This window comes from Shimia sp. (assembly GCF_039969785.1).
Lineage (GTDB): Bacteria > Pseudomonadota > Alphaproteobacteria > Rhodobacterales > Rhodobacteraceae > Shimia.
In genome coordinates, this window is the sequence record NZ_JBDVNC010000046.1 from 23,319 (window position 1) to 44,503 (window position 21,185).

At 57.3% G+C, this 21,185-nt stretch carries 24 protein-coding genes and 2 tRNA genes; 18 read left to right on the plus strand and 8 right to left on the minus strand.

Features of this window, described 5'->3' with window-relative positions; translation table 11 throughout:
- Window positions 1-360: 360 nt before the first annotated feature.
- From ABJI08_RS20170 to ABJI08_RS20190, 5 genes are all read right to left on the minus strand, one after another.
- A complete protein-coding gene (locus tag ABJI08_RS20170) occupies window positions 361-804 on the minus strand; it encodes a hypothetical protein (RefSeq protein ID WP_348403656.1) in 444 nt (147 codons plus the stop codon).
- A gap of 558 nt (window positions 805-1,362) precedes the next feature.
- On the minus strand, window positions 1,363-3,042 hold the full coding sequence (locus tag ABJI08_RS20175) for a primase-helicase family protein (RefSeq protein ID WP_348403657.1): 1,680 nt from the start codon (window positions 3,040-3,042) through the stop codon (window positions 1,363-1,365).
- Between the two features lie 340 nt (window positions 3,043-3,382).
- Window positions 3,383-3,655, minus strand: a complete 273-nt coding sequence (locus tag ABJI08_RS20180) for a hypothetical protein (RefSeq protein WP_348403658.1) — start codon at window positions 3,653-3,655, stop codon at window positions 3,383-3,385.
- Window positions 3,652-3,831, minus strand: a complete 180-nt coding sequence (locus tag ABJI08_RS20185; RefSeq protein ID WP_348403659.1) for a hypothetical protein — start codon at window positions 3,829-3,831, stop codon at window positions 3,652-3,654. The genes ABJI08_RS20180 and ABJI08_RS20185 overlap by 4 nt, the downstream gene beginning before the upstream one ends.
- Window positions 3,828-4,022, minus strand: a complete 195-nt coding sequence (locus ABJI08_RS20190; protein ID WP_348403660.1) for a helix-turn-helix domain-containing protein — start codon at window positions 4,020-4,022, stop codon at window positions 3,828-3,830. The genes ABJI08_RS20185 and ABJI08_RS20190 overlap by 4 nt, the downstream gene beginning before the upstream one ends.
- 227 nt (window positions 4,023-4,249) lie before the next feature.
- Here ABJI08_RS20190 and ABJI08_RS20195 point away from each other — a divergent pair, with 227 nt between their 5' ends.
- Window positions 4,250-4,795: a hypothetical protein gene (locus tag ABJI08_RS20195; protein WP_348403661.1), complete on the plus strand. Its 546-nt coding sequence runs from the start codon at window positions 4,250-4,252 to the stop codon at window positions 4,793-4,795.
- 1 nt (window position 4,796) lies between these two features.
- Window positions 4,797-6,131, plus strand: coding sequence for a tyrosine-type recombinase/integrase (locus ABJI08_RS20200; RefSeq protein ID WP_348403662.1), 1,335 nt, complete (start codon window positions 4,797-4,799; stop codon window positions 6,129-6,131).
- Between the two features lie 108 nt (window positions 6,132-6,239).
- On the opposite strand, the gene ABJI08_RS20205 is transcribed toward ABJI08_RS20200, so the two are convergent.
- A tRNA-Ser gene (locus ABJI08_RS20205) sits at window positions 6,240-6,329 on the minus strand.
- A gap of 196 nt (window positions 6,330-6,525) precedes the next feature.
- On the opposite strand from ABJI08_RS20205, the gene ABJI08_RS20210 reads away from it, so the two are divergent.
- From ABJI08_RS20210 to ABJI08_RS20255, 10 genes are all read left to right on the plus strand, one after another.
- Window positions 6,526-7,410, plus strand: a complete 885-nt coding sequence (locus ABJI08_RS20210; protein ID WP_348403663.1) for an SPOR domain-containing protein — start codon at window positions 6,526-6,528, stop codon at window positions 7,408-7,410.
- Window positions 7,411-7,422: 12 nt separating this feature from the next.
- Window positions 7,423-8,601, plus strand: a complete 1,179-nt coding sequence (locus tag ABJI08_RS20215; protein WP_348403664.1) for a D-alanyl-D-alanine carboxypeptidase family protein — start codon at window positions 7,423-7,425, stop codon at window positions 8,599-8,601.
- A gap of 8 nt (window positions 8,602-8,609) precedes the next feature.
- A complete protein-coding gene (tmk, locus tag ABJI08_RS20220) occupies window positions 8,610-9,236 on the plus strand; it encodes a dTMP kinase (RefSeq protein WP_348403665.1) in 627 nt (208 codons plus the stop codon).
- Window positions 9,233-10,348, plus strand: a complete 1,116-nt coding sequence (locus tag ABJI08_RS20225; RefSeq protein ID WP_348403666.1) for a DNA polymerase III subunit delta' — start codon at window positions 9,233-9,235, stop codon at window positions 10,346-10,348. The genes tmk and ABJI08_RS20225 overlap by 4 nt, the downstream gene beginning before the upstream one ends.
- Window positions 10,349-10,352: 4 nt before the next feature.
- Window positions 10,353-11,171, plus strand: a complete 819-nt coding sequence (locus ABJI08_RS20230) for a TatD family hydrolase (protein WP_348403667.1) — start codon at window positions 10,353-10,355, stop codon at window positions 11,169-11,171.
- Window positions 11,168-11,968: an MBL fold metallo-hydrolase gene (locus tag ABJI08_RS20235; protein WP_348403668.1), complete on the plus strand. Its 801-nt coding sequence runs from the start codon at window positions 11,168-11,170 to the stop codon at window positions 11,966-11,968. The genes ABJI08_RS20230 and ABJI08_RS20235 overlap by 4 nt, the downstream gene beginning before the upstream one ends.
- Before the next feature lie 12 nt (window positions 11,969-11,980).
- The gene (locus ABJI08_RS20240; protein ID WP_348403669.1) at window positions 11,981-12,910 is read left to right on the plus strand and encodes an AEC family transporter; all 930 of its coding nucleotides are present in this window, start codon (window positions 11,981-11,983) and stop codon (window positions 12,908-12,910) included.
- A gap of 100 nt (window positions 12,911-13,010) precedes the next feature.
- Entirely contained in the window at window positions 13,011-13,670 is a 660-nt protein-coding gene (locus tag ABJI08_RS20245) for a DsbA family oxidoreductase (RefSeq protein WP_348403670.1), read from the plus strand.
- A 444-nt stretch (window positions 13,671-14,114) separates the two neighbouring features.
- Window positions 14,115-14,321, plus strand: a complete 207-nt coding sequence (locus tag ABJI08_RS20250; RefSeq protein ID WP_348403671.1) for a hypothetical protein — start codon at window positions 14,115-14,117, stop codon at window positions 14,319-14,321.
- A 39-nt stretch (window positions 14,322-14,360) separates the two neighbouring features.
- The gene (locus ABJI08_RS20255; protein ID WP_348403672.1) at window positions 14,361-14,636 is read left to right on the plus strand and encodes an NAD-dependent epimerase/dehydratase family protein; all 276 of its coding nucleotides are present in this window, start codon (window positions 14,361-14,363) and stop codon (window positions 14,634-14,636) included.
- A 109-nt stretch (window positions 14,637-14,745) separates the two neighbouring features.
- Here ABJI08_RS20255 and ABJI08_RS20260 read toward each other — a convergent pair.
- A tRNA-Leu gene (locus ABJI08_RS20260) sits at window positions 14,746-14,832 on the minus strand.
- Between the two features lie 236 nt (window positions 14,833-15,068).
- Between ABJI08_RS20260 and lipB the strand changes: the two genes are divergently transcribed.
- The 6 genes from lipB to ABJI08_RS20290 all read left to right on the plus strand — a co-directional run bounded on the left by lipB (window position 15,069) and on the right by ABJI08_RS20290 (window position 20,448).
- Window positions 15,069-15,731, plus strand: coding sequence for a lipoyl(octanoyl) transferase LipB (lipB, locus tag ABJI08_RS20265; RefSeq protein ID WP_348403673.1), 663 nt, complete (start codon window positions 15,069-15,071; stop codon window positions 15,729-15,731).
- A 108-nt stretch (window positions 15,732-15,839) separates the two neighbouring features.
- On the plus strand, window positions 15,840-16,532 hold the full coding sequence (locus ABJI08_RS20270) for a phosphatidylserine decarboxylase (protein ID WP_348403674.1): 693 nt from the start codon (window positions 15,840-15,842) through the stop codon (window positions 16,530-16,532).
- Entirely contained in the window at window positions 16,529-17,284 is a 756-nt protein-coding gene (pssA, locus tag ABJI08_RS20275) for a CDP-diacylglycerol--serine O-phosphatidyltransferase (RefSeq protein WP_348403675.1), read from the plus strand. The genes ABJI08_RS20270 and pssA overlap by 4 nt, the downstream gene beginning before the upstream one ends.
- 232 nt (window positions 17,285-17,516) lie before the next feature.
- Window positions 17,517-17,963, plus strand: a complete 447-nt coding sequence (locus tag ABJI08_RS20280) for a cytochrome C (protein WP_348309587.1) — start codon at window positions 17,517-17,519, stop codon at window positions 17,961-17,963.
- A 192-nt stretch (window positions 17,964-18,155) separates the two neighbouring features.
- Window positions 18,156-19,826, plus strand: coding sequence for a cytochrome c oxidase subunit 1 (locus tag ABJI08_RS20285; RefSeq protein WP_348403676.1), 1,671 nt, complete (start codon window positions 18,156-18,158; stop codon window positions 19,824-19,826).
- Between the two features lie 127 nt (window positions 19,827-19,953).
- A complete protein-coding gene (locus ABJI08_RS20290; protein WP_348403677.1) occupies window positions 19,954-20,448 on the plus strand; it encodes a DUF2244 domain-containing protein in 495 nt (164 codons plus the stop codon).
- An 85-nt stretch (window positions 20,449-20,533) separates the two neighbouring features.
- On the opposite strand, the gene ABJI08_RS20295 is transcribed toward ABJI08_RS20290, so the two are convergent.
- Window positions 20,534-21,166, minus strand: coding sequence for a TetR/AcrR family transcriptional regulator (locus ABJI08_RS20295; RefSeq protein ID WP_348403678.1), 633 nt, complete (start codon window positions 21,164-21,166; stop codon window positions 20,534-20,536).
- Window positions 21,167-21,185 lie beyond the last annotated feature (19 nt).

A 21,185-nucleotide genomic window follows, 5' to 3' on the forward strand; every position in this document is an offset into this window, starting at 1 on the left:
TTTTTTGTCGGTTATTGTCGTGTTACTGTTCGGTTGTTTGGATCGGGGTTTTCATGTAACCCCCGCCCGATCATGCCGGGTGGGGTCGTTCCTTGCCGTTCCCCTCGCTCGGCCCAAAGGCCCCTCGCTGCCTGTGACAGCGGGGGGCCTTTTCTTTACCGGCAGCGGTCCCTGTAACCGCTACGACTTGGCGGTGTCTTCCAAGTTGGAACACACCCCATCAAGCCTCAAGATTACTGGGTCTGCCGAATTCGGCGGACCCAGACGCTTCGCTCCAAGTTGGAACACACCCCATCAATCACCCCTGAAAAATGCGTCACACAGCCCAGTTGGGGGCCGTTCTGGCATGGTTGCGCCACGTCAGTCGCTACCGTCGTTTTCTGCCCCGTTTTTTGGGGGGTGCATCTTCTTTTCAAGGGCAAGGAAGGGGGCGATTTTGATTTCCAGAGCCTCGACCTGTGCGTCGATCCGTTCCTGCGCGGTTGCGTCGTCAAGATCATCATCGATGTACTTGTCGCGGCCTATGACGCCCTGCGCTTCCAACAATGTTCTGGCTGCGTTGTTGCTGGCGTTCAGGTTGCCGTTCTGAAGGGTGTTGCGCATCAATGCCTGCATGCACCCGGCAACGATACCTTCGCGGCCAAGTGCCAAGTCTTCGGCGTGTGCGCGGCGTAGAGTGGCGCGGCTGATGCCGAGTTCTTTTGCTATCGCTAACTCACCACGCCCGTTGTTGGCGAGGGTTTGCACCAACTGCCTGTCCTTTTGCTCGGGGAAATACTTATTCTTGTTACCTCTGTGGCTCATCCTGTGATCCTCCTGTGTGGGTCTAATCATACCGCGCGCGCGGTTGTCTAAACTCGGCTGCGGCCATCATATCACGATCGTTAGTAAACTCATCGCGCGCGCGATTATGCAAACAGGCTTGCGGCCTCCCGGCTTGCGCCATGTGATCTGTGTTCGGGTGGTCATCGATTTGTCTCCCTTTCCGGCCCATTTGGCCTGTGCGTCGGTCTCTTGCTTCAACGATTATTGCCCACTGTTCTAAAGCCGATATAACCCATTGTTTTTACTACGTTTCGTTTTTTGTAGTGGTAAGCGGTTTTGCTTTACCACTGCCGTCTCCACTGCCTAATCCTTTGTTTTTATTATTCTTTTTAAGATAAGTGATGAAATATATATAAAATGATACATACGCGCTAAGTTTTACACACGTGCACACACCAACATGTCGCGCACGTGTATAAAACAATTTCGTTCCCCACTTTTTGGCAACTTTACCACTTTCCTTTTCTTTTCATGGGCTTAGACGGTTATAAAGGTTTTTCGTTCACCACTAATCGCCCGTTTCCCCACTATTTTGGGTCAAATAAGAGTGTCAAACAGGTCTGAGCAGGGCACCTTCGTCAGTTCTGAAAACCTCTGTCTGGCAGTGGGCAGTGGCTCAAACCAGAAAAGCTGCATCCCGTTTGATGCTCTTTCGCTGTGACTGATCGTGCGAAGGAACTTGAAAACCTCTCTTGTGGAGGGTGTTGGTCCCTGCATTTTGTTCACAGTCCACCAAATCGCCATGAGGCGTTTTAGGCTTCCGCCTTCCGCCCAGAACCCCGCGCTGTCCCAAACGCACCGCAGCGCCTCGTCGTTGTCGTCCATTGGTTTTTCGTGATCCGCGAAATACCTGCGGGGGGCGATCGCTATGCGTGGGCTTTTCAGTTCGTCGTACCACCAATCTTCGAGCGGCTCGAATGACAGGGCCTTCTGCGCGGCGCGGGCCTGTGTCTGTGGAATGTCGCGCTGCGGGCTGAATGTCGAAATGTCTCTGTGCAGGAGGTGGTGGAGGAGGTGGCCCAGCGTCGGCCCTTCGACCAATTCGATCAGCGGTTTGAAATATTCCGCGTTCTGGGCCACATGGCTTGATGCTTCGAAGACTGCAAACCGCCTGTCGTCTGGTTCTATGCAGGCGGCGTGTTCCTTGTTTGTCGAAACGTATATGTGCAGGTGGTTCTGTAGCTGTCCCGCGTCTACGCCTTTGAGTTCGACTGAAATCCACTTTTCAGTGACCATTGCCTTGAGCCTGCCCAGTGTCACTTTGCTAGTGAGGCTGACCTCGTCGGCGAATAGAAAGCACTTACTGAGAAGGTGGGCGTTAAACTTTCCGACGACGTTGTTTTCGGTGTTGGCGTGGTAGCTGTGCCCAGTGTCGCCTTCCCCGAAGATGCGTTCCAGCGCGCGCCCAACGATGCCTTTTCCTGCGCCGGGTATGCCGTGAACGACGACGGCTGTTTGCCCCGGCTCGTCGGGCTTTTGTACTGCCTGCGCCATCCAATCGAGAACGTATTTGGCTTGTGCCTCGCTACCGCTGCAAATGACTTCCTTGATGTGTTTCAGGAACACGTCGCAGTTGCCCTTGGTCGGTTTTACGCCCCATCCGGCCCAGATGTTCAGGACGCCCTGCGGTGGTTTCTTGTCAACGAACAGGCCAATGCCTTTGTCGAATGTCGCGCGCTCTGGGTGCGCCATCCAATAGGCTCCGAGCCCTGTCGCGTCGGTGTCTGGGTCTGCAACAGGGACGTGTTGTAGAAGCTGGGCAATATCGGCGGGCTTTGCGAATTTGCGGGTTGTGTGGTCGAAGATGCGCAGCGAGGCGTTTAGCATGACGACGGAAAACCGCTTGTTCATGCTGTCCACATCATATGGAAGGTCGCTAAGGCTGGTCATCTGGGCCAGCCGCTGTTGTGTGATTTGTTCCTGCCGATGGTCTGCGACTAGGCGCTCCATCTTTCTGTATAAGGCGCGCAGGTCGGCCATCGTGACGCCGTGGTGCTTGTATTCTTCGAGTATGGCTTTCAGGGATATGCTGACTTGCGGCGGCATTGCTCCCATCATCGCAACGTCCCGCACCGCGTTGTTGATTTTTTCCCCGAGCGTTTTCCCCGGCGCGTCGTCTATGTCCTTAATGGCCCGCGCGTCGTCTTGCAGGTCTTTTGCAAGTTCTTCGTGGTCAATATCCCCGATGCTCGGGCCCTTACCAATGTCGTTAGACACGTCTTTTCCTTCCACCTGTTGTGGAACGTCCGAGCTTGCCTTCATCGCTGCTGTGGATTACCTTGGCACCAGTTGGAGTGGTGGTGGTAAATCACACAGGGATTGGGGCGTCGTTCGGGGCGTCCCTTTTTCTTTGCTCCTTTCTGTTCTTGGTCATCCTGCCCTATTAGACACGATTTGGCGACCCTGAGATTGTCATTTTACCGTTTGTTTGCAGACACTTAGCCCTTACAGGCGGTAAAGTCTTGGCAGGCTGTAAGGGCTGATCTGAGCCGGGGCGGGGGAAAGCGTTTGGAGGTCGGGGGTTAGAACTACGGGCGTTTACCCGTAGTTGGGTTTTTTACGTGTCTAGGAAAAACGCGACGGTCGTTACTTCCTCCTCGCCGGGTTCAATGTCGGTAATACCTAGCCTGTAAATAACCGGCGTTTCGGGCGAAATATCACTGACTACCGCGTGAAGTCTGACTAGCTCTTGCAGGGCTTCGTATTGGTTGTAACTGTCGACCGTAACCTCGCGCCTATCTGTGAAACTGCCGTCCCGCTTGATGTATCCTAGGGCTATTGCTGTGCTGCCGTCTTGGTGGCTGGCGATGTGAATGCTTGTCATGCTCATGTCTTTTCCTTGTAGGCGAACCGCTCGGGGGCGATGTAGACGCGGACGCGGCGCTGTGCGTCGCGGTTGGCGATCGCGGCGCGCATGACTTCCGCTTCCGCATCACTACGGGCTGGAAGTGAGACCCGCATGTTCAGGGCGACGGCGTGTTGGACGCGGCGTTCGGCGTCGCTCATGCCTCGTTCTCCGCCGCATCCCGCTCCAGCCGCTCGATGTACGACCGTGGAATGAATATCCGTGTTCCGATCTTGGTTGCCGGGATTTTCCCTTCTTTGACCCATCTGGTGATGGTCGTATCCGCTGCGCCGAGTTCCCGCCCGACCTGCGACGGGCTCAAAAAGCGGCTCTTGTCTCTATCTATCTTCATAACGGGTATTCTCCTTTGTGTGCGTTATAATCGTTCGTGACGCTATTAGCTATTTCCTCGCCCAGCAAGTGTTTTGCGCGAAAAGCCCTTATTTTATTGGCTATCCATAGCGGTTCGGCGGACCGCTGCGCTTTTTTGGTCCTTGACTAATGCTGCATGGGCTGCAATTGACTGTGACCGCTGCATTCGACACGCAGCTTTAAAGTGAGAACAGAAAGGAAATATCGATGAATGACGGCATCCTGCCTGACCGGCCAAACATGAGACCCGATTTATGGTTCGACCCGAAGACACCCGGCTTTGCCGCCCGCGTTGCGCAAATGGACCTTGACCAAGTGGAGGACGCGCTCGCTGCTTCTGGCCTGTCGTGGCGCGACGACAGTCAGCTATTCCAGTTCACCCACCCCGACGAAGTTATGGGGCTGATCCGGGACGTCTATGGGCTCTGGTCAAAGGAACGGGGGCAGCACGTCCTGTTCGACAACCACCCCGATCTGGACCGGATGCGGCAGCGGGTGGCTATGGTTAATCAACAGTTGATGCACACGTTTGAAGTCGGCGTGACGCTGAACGCCAAGGGTCTGCCTGAGATCAACTTCTCAACCCTGCGCGCGAAGCTGTCCTTTGAGGCGGCGCGTGATCTGCATGACACACCCGACTTCCGCGACTGCATGTGGTGCGGTGGCTGGTTCACACTCAAACGATCCGACCGGAAGTTCTGCGGTGGCCGCTGTCAGACCGCGTTCTGGCGGGAAAAGCAAAAGGAGACCTGATGTGGCGTCTGTTTATGAAAAGGGCGACGGGAAATGGACCGCAGCGATGCGTGTGCCGTGTCCCGCTGGGACATTACGGGCCGACGGCTCACCTGTCCTGATTCGAAAGAACAAGATTTTGACCGCGAAGACCAAGAAGGCCGCAGAGCGTATCGCCGCCAAAATGGAACAGGACGCGCGCGACACACCTGTTGTTGTTCAGACCGAAGGGTCGCTGGCGTGGTATCTGAACGGCGTATTCATCCCACATCAAAGATCGACCAAGGCGATCAAGACCGCTCATCGTGACGCCCAGCTTGCCGGTGGCGTTCTGCGGGTTCTGGACGGCGACATGAAACTATCCGCTGTGGGCAAGGCTGACTTCGTGGCTCTGGTCGATCGGATCGGAACCGAGACGCACCCGGCTGGGCATCCCAAGGCTGGGCAGGCGCGCTATGGTGCCCGCTCGGTTCACCATCACTGGGGGTTCTTCAAGAAGGCAATCGCCCATGCCTATGACACCGATCTGATTTCCTTCAATCCGCGTGTGGAAGGCTTGAAGGCACCGAAGGTGCCCAAGCGTGGACCGAATGTGAAGTACGCCGGGGCGGATGAGACTATGGTGCTGGTGGACGCTCTGCGCCATGGGCATGAGAAGCTGCGGGGGCAACGTCCGGACATGGCCGACCTGATCGAGTTTGGTTTCCTGACCGCCTGTCGTCGGCAGGAGATGTTGGGCCTGCGTTGGTGCAATGTGCATCTGGAAACGACGACGCCATTTGTTCTGATCATTGACGTTATTGAAGAGGCTGGTGGTGTGTATCGGCTGCGGACCGGCACCAAGACCGACGCCAAGACCGGTCAGGCGGGGCGACGTGCCTATCTGGTGCCAGAGGCCGTGACGCTGCTGGACAGGCGGTGTGGTGCGAAGCTGGGCCCCAACATGAACCCCGATGATCTGGTTTTTCCCAATCCGAAAAAGGGCGGCATCTGGCGCCCGTCGATGGTGTCGTCTTCGGTGGCCGAGGCTGCAAAACGTGTTGGCGTGACCGGTGGCTTGCATAGCCGTCGGCATGGTGGGATCACCCACTTGCTTGAACAGGGCGTTCCTCTGGACGTGGTGTCCAAGCATGCGGGACATGCCGATACGTCAATGACGGAGACGGCGTATGGCTGGGTGACGTCCGACATGGCCCAGCAGCAGATCGCCCAGATCGGCGCGGGGCTGTCTGGGGTTAAACCGGCGCCCGGTCCGGACGGGTCCGTCGATCCTGCGGTTCAAAAGCTGGCATTGGAGTATGCGATGAAGACCGGGGAACCTCTCGAAAAAGTTCTGGCGGCGTTGAAAGCTGCGTAATTCGCGTCATGTGCTGCAAATGCTGCAAAAATGCGAATGTTACTTTAGCCAGTTACTTTGTAAGGGCTGTTTGTTCTTCGCGGGCCTGCGCAAAAGCCCTTGTTTTATTGGCGGAGGAGGTGGGATTCGAACCCACGGAGGGCGTTAACCCTCGTCGGTTTTCAAGACCGGTGCATTCGACCACTCTGCCACTCCTCCGACCTGCACTGATTAATCCGGCAATTCGTCATGTGCAAGGCCTACCACAGTGAATTTTTGCCGATCTTAAACCCCGGACTTTCCTTGCCAGCCCCAACCGCGTAAACTCCGCGCAATCAGTCACGGTTCTGAATGCATAACAACTTGCGTTTGAACCCGGACGCGGCAACGACCGCAGACAGGCAAGGGGCAAGACATGTCGATTTTCAACGCACCGAACGGCAAAGGTCTGCGCCGTATGTCGGTGGCCATTCTAGCAATCGCTCTGACCACGACCGCCTGCTCCGAAGGGCAAGAGTTCAATCCGTTCAAGAAACAGGAAACCACGCCGGGCGCTGAACCCGCGGCGGGCCAGACCACAAAACTTGTCGAACGTGATGTCGAGGCCCCCGAGGTGTTCTCTGCGACCGAAGCCGGGCTTTGGGATGGGCGTCCGTCGCTGGGCGGTGTCTGGGCCGCACATCCTGACGTGGACGATCCCGAACGGGTCATCATCCGCAACCAGACCAACGGCAAATTTGTGATCGGCGCTTTGTTCCGGCGCGAACGGGAAATTCCGGGACCTCGTATTCAGGTGTCCTCGGACGCGGCCGAAGCCCTGGGAATGCTGGCAGGACAGCCTGTTGAGCTGAACGTCACGGCGCTGCGGCGTGAAGAAGTCGCAGAAGACCCCGTCCCGGCGGCCGATGACGCGCTGGGTGTGACAGAACCCGCCACCGTAGAAGAGGCCCCGCTGGAACCCATCGCAGCCGCCACCGCTGCCATCGCCGCAGCAGAGGCCGAAACCGCCGAGCCGGTGTCGACCGCGGCCCAGTCCGAGGTTGCACCAAAACCAGCAACCTCATCGCTCAGCAAACCTTATGTTCAGATCGGCATCTTCTCGGTTGAAGCCAACGCCAACAGCGCAGCCGGACAAATGCGCAGCGCGGGCCTGACCCCGCTGGTCAAAAAGACCACGTCCGGCAAAAAGACCTTCTGGCGCGTTCTTGTGGGTCCTGCCATCGGCAAATCCGACCTGAACGCGATGATTAAGAAAGTGCATGGCACCGGGTTTACCGATGCTTACGCCGTGACCAACTGACGGAGACACTGAATGCCCCGGTCCCCTGCCCTTGCGGCACCACTTCTGGCGCTGTTACTTGCGCTGTTGCTGCCGTTTACCGCAGCACAGGCGTTTGAGACACGCGCCACCGCCGCCTTTGTGATGGACCAGTCCACAGGCACCGTGCTGATGGCCAAAAACGCGGACAATCCACTGCCACCTGCGTCGATGTCCAAGTTGATGACGCTTTACATGGCGTTCGAGGCGATCCGCGACGGTCGATTGTCCGCCGAAGAGCAATTGCCTGTGTCGCAACACGCTATGAACTATGGCGGCTCGACAATGTTTCTGGACACCACCGACCGGGTCAAGGTGATCGACCTTTTGCGCGGAATCATCGTTTTGTCCGGCAATGACGCCTGTGCGGTGATCGCTGAAACGCTAAGCCCGGATGGGACCGAGGCCGGGTTTGCCCGCCTGATGACCCGCCGAGCCCGCCAGATGGGCATGACCAATTCAACCTTCGCCAATTCCAATGGCTGGCCTGCCGCCGGTCACCGGATGAGCATGCGCGACCTTGTTTTGCTGGCCAATCACCTGATCACCGATTTTCCCGAATTCTACCCGATGTTTGCGGAAACCGAGTTTAAATTTGACGGGCGGGCGCCACAGAACACCCGCAACCGCAACCCGCTTTTGCGGCTGAACATTGGCGCAGACGGCCTAAAGACGGGCCACACGTCTGAGGCAGGCTATGGTCTTGTTGGGTCTGCAATTCAGGGCGGGCGGCGGGTGATCTTTGCCCTGTCTGGCCTGCAAAGCGCGCCGGACCGCGCCGAAGTTTCCGAACAAATCGTCAACTGGGCGTTCCGCCAGTTTTCCGAAACAACCCTCGTTCGCGCAGGCGAACGCGTCGCCGAAGCGGATGTGTGGATGGGAAAATTCCCTCATGTCGGCCTTGTGCCTGCCGCCGATGTCACTGTGCTGCTGCCGGTTCTGGCTCAGAACAAAGTCACAGCCGAAGTGATTTATCAGGGTCCGGTCCAGGCTCCGATCAGCAAAGGTCAGGAATTGGCGCAACTGGTTTTGATGCCCGAAGACTTGCCGGAGATTCGCATACCACTGGTAGCGGAAAATGACGTCTCCGAGGGTGGCTTTACCGTACGCATTCGCACCGCCACCGGTGTTTTGATCGGCCAGTTTGGCCCGTCTGCGGACGGTGCCCTTTGACAGCCAATATGAAACACGGAGCGATGTTCATCACGTTCGAGGGCATCGACGGCTCTGGCAAATCCACGCAAGCCCGCCTTTTGGCCAACGCCCTGCGCACTGAAGGCTATGATGTCGTTCTCACCCGTGAACCCGGCGGCTCACCTGGGGCCGAGGAAATCCGCTCTCTGGTGCTCGAAGGTGATCCGGACCGCTGGTCAGCTGAAACCGAGATTTTGCTGTTCACCGCCGCACGCCGCGACCATCTGGAACGCACAATCCTGCCAGCGCTGGCAATGGGCAAGGTTGTGGTTTGTGATCGCTTTGCCGACAGCACCCGCATGTATCAGGGACTCTCACGTGGTGATTTGCGCGACGTTGTTGACCAGCTGCACGCCTTGATGATCGGACGCGAACCAGACCTGACACTGCTGATCGATATGGACCCGGCGCTTGGCCTAACGCGGGCGAAATCGCGCCAGACCTCAGAAGAACGGTTCGAAGATTTTGGCCAGGCGCTTCAGGAACAGATGCGCGCGGGCTTTCTGGCGCTGGCCGACGAATTTGCCAACCGGTTCCGCATTGTCGATGGCGGGCGCAGCCCGGACGCCGTTGCGCAGGATGTCACCCGTATCGCGCTGGAGCATATGGCGTGACCGACGACGCTCCCGAACCAGATCGTGTACCCGGTGCGCCGCATCCGCGCGACACCGTTCAGATATTTGGTCAGGACGCGGCAACTCAGGACTTCCTTCAGGCGCTTAACGCAGACCGGTTGCATCATGGCTGGTTGATCACAGGTCCCTTAGGGGTGGGCAAGGCCACGCTGGCCTGGGCCATGGCGCGGTTCTTGCTGGCCACATCAGAAGAGGCCGATGGCGGGCTATTTGGCAGGCCGCCCCAGTACGACTCACTGCACGTGGATCCCGAACACCCGGTTGCACGCCGCATCGCCGCGCGCTCGGAACCGGGGCTGTTTTCCATCACCCGCAGCGTGAACGAGAAAACCGGACGCCTGCGCGATCAGATAGTGATCGACGATATTCGCGGGTTGACCCACTTTCTGCACATGTCCGCTGCCGAAGGTGGACGTCGTGTGGTGATCGTGGACAGCGCCGACGACATGAACATGAACGCCGCCAACGGGCTGCTAAAAATGCTCGAAGAACCGCCCGCGCGCACCACCATCCTGCTGATCTCGCACCAACCTTCGCGCCTGCTGCCCACCATCCGCTCGCGCTGTCGCGAATTGCGATTGCACCCGCTTTCGCCGGAAAACATGCACGCCGCACTGCAACAGGCCGGGTCGGATGTTGAAGAAACCCCCGCACTGGCCGAATTATCCGCAGGCTCAGTGGGCGAAGCGCTGCGCATCGTGCGCCTTGGCGGGCTTGAGATGTATCACCATCTGGTGCAGCTCTTTTCCGGTATGCCCTCCTTTGATCGCCAAAAGGCTCTGCAACTGGCGGACGCCGCCGCCCAGCGCGGCGCTGCTGACAAATTCGAACTGTTGCTGACCCTGATCGACACGATTGTCACCCGCCTTGCGCGCACCGGCGCTACAGGCCATCCCCCTACGGTCGAGGCCGCCCCGGGCGAGGCTGACTTGCTCATCCGCCTGTCTCCTAACGCCCAAAAAGCGCGCGACTGGGCGACCACGGCTCAGGAAATCTCGGATCGTTCACGGCATGGTCAGGCCGTAAACCTTGACCCTGCCGCGCTTGTGCTGGATACGGTTTTTAAAGTTCAGAAAACTGCCAGCGCGTGAGCCCATGACCAACCAGCCTCAGAATGTCCCGGAAATTACCGACAGCCACTGCCATCTGGATTTCCCCGATTTCGAAGGCCAGCTGGACGACATCGTCGCCCGCGCCCAGGCCGTCGGCGTCACCCGCATGGTCACGATCTGCACGCGCCTGCGCAACGAACCCGCCGTGCGCGCCATCGCCGAAGCCCACGATCCGGTGTTTTATGCCGCTGGCACCCACCCGATGAGCGCCGCCGAAGAGCCGCTTGCCACGGTCGACCAGCTGATCGCGCTGGCCAAACATCCCAAATTTGTCGGCATCGGTGAAACCGGGCTGGACTATCACTATACCGCTGAAAGCATGGACATTCAGCAATCCTCGCTGCGCACACATATTACCGCCGCACGCGAAACCGGTCTGCCGCTGATCATTCACAGCCGCGACGCGGATGACGACATGGCCCGCATCCTGACCGATGAATTCAAACAGGGCGCCTATACCTGTGTCATGCATTGCTACAGCTCCGGGCCCGAACTGGCCCTCAAAATGCTTGATCTTGGGTTTTACCTGTCGATGTCGGGCATCGCCGCCTTCCCGCGCAGCCAGGAGGTGCGCGATATTTTCGCCGCCGCTCCGGTCGACCGTATTCTGGTAGAAACCGACGCGCCCTATCTGGCCCCTCCGCCCTATCGCGGCAAACGCAACGAACCCTCCTATGTCGAAAAAACGGCCCGCGTCGGGGCCGAGGTCTTTGCCATGGACTACGCTGATTTCGCGGCTCGCACACAGGCCAATTTCGACCGGCTGTTCACCCGCGCCCGTCTTCAGGCACAGGCCGCATGAGCGCGCAGCTGACCTTCACCATTCTGGGCTGTGGCAGCTCGGGAGGCGTGCCGCGTCTCGGCGGCCATTGGGGCGAATGCGACCCCGAAAATCCCAAGAACCGGCGCCAGCGCTGTTCAATGCTGGTGGAACGGGAAACTACCGAGGGCAAAACCACCGTTCTGATCGACACGTCCCCGGACATGCGCAACCAACTGCTGACTGAGAATGTCGGCACGCTCGACGCCGTGGTGTACACCCATGCCCATGCCGACCATGTGCACGGCATCGATGACTTGCGCATGGTTGTCTACAACATGCGCAAACGCATTTCGGTCTGGGCCGATGGGCCCACGCAGGAACGTCTGTTTTCCGGCTTCAGCTATGCGTTCATCCAACCCGAAGGCTCGCCCTACCCCCCCATTTTGGACATGCACACGATCGACGGCGACGTGACAATATCCGGCGCTGGCGGCGACATCACCCTCACCCCGATCAAGGTCAATCACGGCAGCATTGACGCACTGGCCTTTCGTGTGAACGATCTTGTTTATATGCCTGATGTGGCCGATATCGAGGGTGAAGCATGGGATCAGCTTCAGGGGCTGGATTGCTGGGTTCTGGACACGCTGCGCCGTACGCCCCACCCAACCCATTCTCACTTTGACAACTCGCTCGACTGGATCGCGCGCGCTGCGCCACGCCGCGCCGTGCTGACCAACATGCATATCGATCTGGACTACGAAACCGTCAAAACCGAGACAGCCGACCACATCACCCCGGCCTTTGACGGAATGAAAATCACCTACGATGACTAACGCAAGGGCCATATGGAAACCCTGATTTCAGTCATCCTGCCGGTCTTCCTGCTGATCGGCTTTGGTTATACAGCCGCCTGGCGTGGGTTTTTCAGCGCCTCGAATGTTGACGGGCTGATGCGCTACGCCTCAAATTTCGCAGTGCCGGTTCTGTTGTTCCGTGCGATCTCGGAAATCGACCTTGGCTCTGAATTTGACCTGACCATGATGGCCAGCTTTTACGCAGGCGCATTTATCTGTTTCAGTGCCGGCATGCTGGGCGCACGCTTTCTGTTTGGTCGCGACTGGGAAGACGCCACCGCCATCGGCTTTATCTGCCTGTTTTCAAATTCCGTGCTGCTGGGTCTGGCCGTCACGGAACGGGCTTTCGGAACTGACGCCCTCGCCGGAAACTATGCGCTCATCTCAATCCACGCACCATTTTGTTATGGCCTTGGCATCACCGTTATGGAGGTCATGCGCGCCCGCCATGGTCCAAAACGAACCATCGTGCCCACCGTGCTCAAGGCCATGTTCTCCAACGCCTTGATCATCGGCATTGGGCTGGGTTTTGCAGTCAACATCACCGGTATTCATGTTCCCGACGCTCTGAGCAGTGTCGTCGACCTGATGGCCGCCTCGGCCCTGCCCGCCGCGCTTTTTGGTGTCGGCGGCGTCCTGTTTCGCTACCGCCCCGAAGGCGACATGCGGATCATTCTGTTCTGCTGCGGTATTTCGCTGATCCTGCATCCTGCCATCACCTGGACATTGGGTACGCTTGGCGGGCTCAGCGTGGACAGCTTTCGCTCGGCGGTGCTGACTTCCACCATGGCGCCCGGTATCAATGTGTACCTTTTTGCCAGCATCTATGGCCGCGCCCAGCGCATCGCCGCCTCGACGGTGCTGATCGCCACAGCCGTGTCGATCCTGTCCATCTGGCTCTGGCTGTTCCTGATCCCCTAGACCATTTCTGCCCTTCAGAAATCGCCGTCTCGCAATAGCGTGACTTGAACACATCGCCACCAACACCCATCCTTCCGCCACACGCAAAAGGACCCAAGCCATGGCCACAGACCCAATCCGCGTCGACATAATCTCAGACGTTGTGTGCCCATGGTGTATTGTCGGCTATCAACAACTGATGAACGCCAGCGCGCAATCCGGGATCCCGGTCGACGTCCATTGGCACCCGTTCGAGCTGAACCCCGACATGATCCCATCAGGTGAACATCTTGGCGAACACATCCAGCGCAAATACGGCAGCACCCCCGAACAATCTAATGACGCACGTAAACAGCTGACAGACATCGGTCAACCGCTGGGTATCACGTTTAAATTTACGGCAGAGTCCCGCATTTTCAACACGTTCGCGGCACACCAGCTTTTGCACTGGGCGGCGCAATCCGGGCAGGCACAGGCGCTGAAACTGGCCTTGTTTGACGCCTATTTCACGGCGGCAAAAGACATCTCAAACCCAGATGTTCTTGCAACCGTCGCGGCGTCCGTAGGACTGGATCACCAAGAAGCACTCGCCGTTCTGAAAGACCAGCGTTTTGCCGAAACCGTGCGCGAGAAAGAAGCATTCTGGACATCCCGTGGCGTCAGCAGTGTTCCTACAATGGTGTTTGACGCTCGACAGGCAACATCCGGCGCCCAAGGCGTCGAAACCTTCACCCGTGTTCTGACACACATGGCCAGCCAGCCGCGACAGGTCGCAACCTGAACTGCATCCTCTTTGGCGGGCTTGTCTGCATCCGCTGCCTCGGCAGTGTTCTGACGACCAGCAGTTGAAATGCGTCGTCCGGTTTGTCAAGAATGTCGGCAACGAGCCCAACCCGCGAATTCAAACTGCGCGGCAGGCTGAAATTCCGGGTGTAATCCAGTGTCCTATTGTCGGTTTGGCCCGATCAGATCCGAATAGGACCGCTCATCACGCGTGATTTGCCGTTTCAGGACGTTCTTTGCCGATTTGACCTTTCCATCGCGTAGGTGTGTTGCGATAGCGTCATGCTCCTCGAAGGATTTCGCCGTCCGTGCCGGGCGTTTTGACAGATGCGTCCGCATTGTTCGGACGATGCCGCTGACCTTTTGATATGCGCATCAATACCCGATCGCGGTCTTCAAATCAGGCGACTATGTATACTGCTAAGCCGAATGGCATTCTCCTGTGGCCGATCTGAAGCCCGGCGAGACGCTGAAATTTCAGCAACAATTCTTCATTTGGCCAGATGACGATCCAGACTGTCAGGTTTCAGGTATCGATATCCGACCACCAGACCATCCCGATATTCACACCACCGATCTGTTGGACAACAAAAGCTGGATGGGCCTGTTGAAAGGCGTTGACGTGATTGTTCATCTCGCCGGCGACTGAGAACCAGCCGCCACATGGGAATCGGCGATCAAACACAATATGGATGCAACGCTCTCGCTGTTTCAACACGCGGCGGCGACGGGTGTCAAACAGGTGGTCCTCGCCAGCTCAAACTGGATCCATAGGGACAAACGGTTCACTGATGATGCGCTCAACAGCTCCGCACCGCCGGGCCCGGTGAACGCCTATCGTATGTCAAAGCTGTTTAGCGAAAGGACCGGTGCCTACTTTGCCGAGCATCACGAGCTTTCGGTCATTTGTCTGCGCATCGGCTGGACGCAATCGACGCCACGGATGTGTCCTTTGCCGCGTTAAGCCTGATGTCGGACAATCCGGGAACGGACGGCAATTCAAAATAGGATGTGGGGTGCAAATATCAAAAAACACGTCAAACATGTTTTTACAGATAGTTAAGCTGAGTATTTGGTGCGGTCGAGAAGACTCGAACTTCCACTCCGGTTAAAGAACAGCGACCTCAACGCTGCGCGTCTACCAATTCCGCCACGACCGCACTTGCCCTGGTGGGTGAGGGGCGTATAGACGAGGCCGCGCGCGATGTGAAGAGACAAAAACAGGCCCGGCGCAACTTTTGTAATGGCGTTCACCCGCCACCCTAAACCTGCACCAGACCGTCCTTATTCCCCTCACACGCAGACCAATTCCCCATCGAACGGCCGCCTCCGGCTCTGGACATTGGCACGCCAGACGTTTTAGTCGGGAAACAAGCAACATTTGTGGATGCCAAACATGGTTGAATGGATCATTACCGAAGGTTTGACGGACTACGGGGATGCTGTGACCTTCATGGAAACCCGCGCCGCCGGGATTGCGGCGGGAACGGCCGGGGAATGTATCTGGCTGGTGGAACACCCCCCGCTTTATACCGCTGGCACCTCTGCGAAAATTCAGGATCTGACCGACCCCGACCGATTTCCCGTGTACACCAGCAAACGTGGCGGGCAGTACACCTATCACGGGCCGGGCCAGCGTGTTGCCTATGTCATGCTTGATCTCAACAAACGCGGCAAAGACGTGCGCGTCTTTGTTCAGAAACTCGAAGAATGGGTGATTGCCACATTGGCCGAGTTCAACCTGCGTGGTGAAATCCGCGAAGGCAGGGTGGGTGTCTGGATCGAACGCGACGACAAACCCCGCACTGCAACCGGTGCAAAAGCCGAAGACAAAATTGCCGCCATTGGCATTCGCCTGCGCAAATGGGTCAGCTTCCATGGCATCTCGATCAATGTGGAACCTGACCTTGATCACTTCACCGGAATTGTGCCCTGTGGCATCATCGAACATGGCGTGACCTCACTGGTCGATCTTGGATTGCCGGTTACGATGCACGATCTGGATGTTGCCCTGCGTCAGTGTTTCGAGGCGACCTTTCAGGCCCCGGCAGACGCGTAACGTCCCGTAACACACGCCCGTACGTGACCGCAGTGCACCGAAAAGTCTTGCACTCAGGCCCGTTCCTTTTATGACGGACGTCTCAGACTGCCCACAGGAACAATACCAATGAATATGCTTGGCACTTTCGTCAAACCGATGCACCCCGAAGGCATCAAATTTGTCTCCATCTTTGGTGTCATCGCTGCGCTGTTGTTTCTTGTCTCAACTTTTCTGGGCTGGATCGGCGTCGGTCTGACGGTCTGGTGCTATTATTTCTTTCGCGATCCCGAGCGTGTTACGCCTTCACGCCCCGGTCTGATCGTCAGCCCTGCAGATGGGGTCATTTCGCTGATCGAACCTGCGGTGCCCCCGGCTGAACTTGGCATGGCGGACGAGCCGCTGACCCGTGTCAGCGTGTTCATGAATGTCTTTAACTGCCACGTGAACCGCACGCCAATTGCGGGCGAGATCACCGCCGTCTCCTATCGCCCGGGCAAATTCTTTAACGCATCGCTCGACAAAGCCAGCTCAGACAATGAACGCAACAGCTTGTGTGTCCGCATGGACAATGGTCAGGATCTGGCCGTGGTTCAGATCGCCGGTCTGGTTGCGCGCCGGATCGTGTGTTTTGTCGAACCCGGCGCCCAGATGCAGGCCGGTCAACGCTTTGGCCTGATCCGATTTGGATCACGCCTTGACGTCTATCTGCCCAACGGTGTCGAACCGATGGTCAGCATCGGCCAGACCATGGTGGCCGGCGAAACCGTTCTGGCAGAGTTGGGTGCAACACCCAAAAACAACGACGAGTCGGCGTCATGAACAAACACCCGGACAAAGTCACAAATGATTTTGCTCTGGCACAATTGATTCCAAATATGCTGACGATTGCGGCCATTTGCGCCGGGCTGTCAGCGATCCGCTTCGGCGTTCAGGGCAATTATGTGTTTGCTGTTCAACTGATCCTTGCCGCCAGTGTGCTCGATGGTCTGGACGGGCGTATCGCGCGTCTGCTCAACAGCGACAGCAAAATGGGCGCAGAACTGGATTCGCTGGCGGATTTCCTGAACTTTGGTGTTGCCCCACCGCTCGTGATTTATTTCTGGGCCCTTCAGGATATGCGCGGCGCCGCGTGGCTCGCCGTTTTGGTCTTTACCGTGTGCTGTGTTGTGCGACTGGCCCGGTTCAATGTCAGCATCAAAGCCGATGCCGAGGACACCCCCAGCGCCTCAAGCGCATATTTTTCTGGTGTGCCCTCGCCTGCAGGCGCGTTGCTTGTCCTGCTGCCCATGTCCATTTCGTTTGCGTTTTCCGAAACGCCCCTGCTGCCGGACGTTCTGATCTGCCTCTATATGGTCTTGATTGGCCTGCTGATGATCAGCAGAATCCCAACGTGGTCCTTTAAAACCACGCGGGTTTCGCGGGAAAACGTAAAATTTTTCCTGGTGGCTTTCGCCTTTGTTGCAGCCGCGGTCTTCACCTATGCGTGGATCACGCTGGTTGTGCTGTGTGTTGTCTATATCGCCATGGTCGTCTGGTGCCTGTTCGCCAAAAAGCCGCCGGATCTCAGATAACGCACCACCGCGGAACTTAGGCATTCTGCGATCAGACCCTCTTTCTTCCAGAAAATCGATTCGCCAGACCAGAAAATGGTCTGCCGGTACCGTTGCACATTTTCAAACATCGGTGGATTTCAGCCGCCTTTTCACGCACCTACCCCCCGCGCGCTTTTGCGCGTTGCACAATTTGCCGGTTTGCTGAAAAGTGCGCTCCGGACGCGTAGCAACACTCAACACGAGGCAAAACATGAAACTCATCATTGCATCAGCAGCCGCGGCCCTGGCGCTGGCCACCCCCTCCTTCGCCGAGGGTGATGTGGAAAAAGGCGAAAAAGGCTTTAAGAAATGCAAATCCTGCCACACGATCGTTTCTCCGGAAGGTGAAGCCGTGATCAAGGGCGGAAAAACAGGCCCGAACCTTTATGGCGTTGTCGGTCGCGTCGCTGGTTCCGAAGACTTTAAGTACGGCACCGGGCTGGCTGGCGCCGCCGAAGCTGGCTTTGTCTGGACCGAAGAATCCATCACCGAATATATCAAAGACCCGAAAAAATGGCTCGGCGACAACGGTTATGACAAAAAGTCCAAAATGTCCTTCAAGCTGAAAAAAGGCGGCGAAGACATTGCGGCCTTCCTGGCGTCGGTCGCTCCGGCACCGGAAATGGCCGAAGAAGCCGAATCGACCGAATCAAACTAACCTGATTCTGCGTAAGAAATGCCCCGGCGGTAATCTGCCGGGGTGTCAGATCAAGCCGCTGCGGCACTTTTTCTTGATCTGCGTCAAAGACGGACATTGCCGCCGCCCCCTCTCCCGACTAAAACAAGTGCCAACGTGAGGCGTGTGGGCAAGACTCGTGCGCCTTTGAAACCACCAAGCAGGAGGCGAGGCATGGCAGACGCAGCCATTCAAGGCCACGACCATCATGACGAACGCGGATTCTTCACCCGTTGGTTCATGTCGACCAATCACAAAGACATCGGTCTTCTCTATCTGATCGTTTCGGCCGTTGTCGGCCTGATCGCAGTTCTGTTCACCGTCTTCATGCGGCTTGAACTTATGACACCTGGCGTCCAGTACATGTGTCTCGAGGGCTTTCATCTGTTCACAACCCCTGAGGTCTGCACACCCAACGGGCACCTCTGGAACGTTCTGATCACCTATCACGGCGTCCTGATGATGTTCTTCGTGGTGATTCCAGCGCTGTTCGGTGGTTTCGGCAACTATTTCATGCCGCTGCAGATCGGCGCGCCGGATATGGCGTTCCCACGTATGAACAACCTCAGCTTCTGGCTCTATGTGGCCGGTACATCGCTGGGTGTGGCCTCTCTGTTCAGTCCGGGCGGTAATGATCAGCTCGGGTCTGGCGTTGGCTGGGTACTTTACCCGCCGCTCTCCACCTCCGAAGGCGGCATGTCCATGGACCTCGCCATCTTTGCGGTGCACGTGTCTGGTGCCAGCTCGATCCTTGGCGCGATCAACATGATCACCACCTTCCTGAACATGCGTGCCCCCGGCATGACCCTGTTCAAGGTGCCTCTGTTCTCGTGGTCGATCTTTGTTACGGCCTGGCTGATCCTTCTGGCCCTGCCCGTTCTGGCCGGTGCCATCACCATGCTGCTGACCGACCGTAACTTTGGCACAACCTTCTTTGATCCGTCCGGTGGCGGTGATCCGATCCTTTATCAGCACATCCTGTGGTTCTTCGGGCACCCCGAAGTGTACATCGTGATCCTGCCCGGCTTTGGCCTAGTCAGCCACGTGTTTGCCACCTTCTCGCGCAAACCGGTGTTTGGCTACCTGCCGATGGTCTGGGCGATTATCGCGATTGGCGCACTGGGCTTTGTCGTGTGGGCGCACCACATGTACACGGTTGGTATGTCCCTGACCCAGCAGTCCTACTTTATGCTGGCCACCATGGTCATCGCGGTGCCGACGGGTGTGAAAATCTTTAGCTGGATTGCCACCATGTGGGGCGGTTCGCTGGAATTCAAAGCACCAATGCTGTTCGCTCTGGGCTTCCTGATCCTGTTCACCATCGGTGGTGTAACCGGCATCGTGTTGTCGCAGGCTGGTGTAGACCGTGCTTATCACGATACCTACTACGTCGTGGCGCACTTCCACTATACCATGTCGATGGGGGCGGCCTTTACCATCTTTGCCGGCATATACTTCTATATGGGCAAGATGACCGGGCGCCAGTACCCCGAGTTTGCGGCGAAAATCCACTTCTGGATGTTCTTCATCGGCGTCAACCTGACCTTCTTCCCACAACACTTCCTGGGTCGTCAGGGCATGCCACGTCGCTATATCGACTATCCCGAGGCATTTGCCCTCTGGAACAAAGTGTCGACCTATGGCGCTCTGCTGTCGTTCGCCTCGTTCCTGTTGTTCTTCGGCATCGTGTTCTACACGCTGTTCCGTGGTGCCCGCATCACTGAAAACAACTATTGGAATGAATACGCGGATACGCTGGAATGGACACTGCCGTGCCCACCACCAGAGCACACCTTTGAAATCTTGCCAAAGCAGGAAGACTGGGACAAAGGCAACGCGCACTAAGCGACGCCTCTGACAAATTACCAAGAGGCCCCGGAGCATCACCGCCCCGGGGCCTTTTTTCTTAGCCGATGGCCCGGTCAACCGCCCAACATATCACTGCCATATCCAATTCGCGAACCTGACACCCATGCCCTATCGCTGGTCCTCCGACGATCCTGACACGCATTCTGTGCTCACCCTCTGGCCGCACCGCTCGCTGCCACGCCGGGGTTTTGCGGCGATGGTCCTGATGGCTTTCACATTTGGGACAATGCCGCTCTATGGCTTGCTGGGCACCGTGTTCCTCTGGGGCATCCTGCCGTTTGTCCTGATCATGGTCGTCGGGCTGTGGTGGGGGTTAGAACGCTCTTATCGCGACGGCGACATCTTCGAAGACCTGAGCCTGACGGACGCCACGCTCAGCCTGACTCACCGCCCGCCACGTGGCCCACTCCAGACATGGGCGTGCAACGTCTACTGGGCCCGTGTTCAGATGCACGTGCATGGCGGCCCGGTGCCCCACTACATCACCCTGTCCGGCAATGATCGCACCGTCGAAATCGGCAGCTTTCTGTCCGAAGATGAGCGCAAGGTTCTGTTTGGCGAACTGAGCGATTTCCTGAAATTACACAAACCCGGCTAACCGTCGCGCGCCTGCCTGTCACATCAACAAGGCCGACGTCATACCGACGCTATACCGACCTGCTGCCGATCACTGTTTGCCCGCATCAACCGTCGGCTTTGGGCGCCCCAAACCGCGCCATAAAGGTCGCGACAGCTCCGTCAATCGTGCGATCAATCTCTTCGCGGTCAAAGGTTGCCTGAACACCGGTAATCAACTTCATGAAAACACCAGACTTGCACAGTTCCGGAAACTGATCCGCCGCCAGCTCTACGTCATCGATCACCAATTCACCCCGAGAGATCCCGCACTCAAGGAAGTCGATCATACCAGCCCGCATGACCGCCGGGCCGCTTTCGTAAAATTGTTTGCCCAATTCCGGAAACCGATCCCCTTCACTCACGCAGACCCGAAAAATATTGCGCCCGAACTCAGACAAAATGATCTCCATAAAGCCCCGGCCAACAACTCCCAGAACCTCTGGAACCGTCGCATCAAAATCGATCTTAGCCTCAAGCCGGTCAGCCTGAAGCGCGCATTCAACACGCGCCACTTCCATGAAAAGATGTCGTTTATCCGGGAAATAGGCATACAACGTCGCCTTGGACACTCCGGCCTGCCGGGCGATTTCGTCAACTCCGACACCCTCAAACCCATGTTGCAAAAACAACGTTGTTGCCGTCGCCAGGACCTGATCGAATTTACGACCCTTTCGAATGACTGGCGTGGCTTGGTTCATGGGTATTCCTCAAATGAGA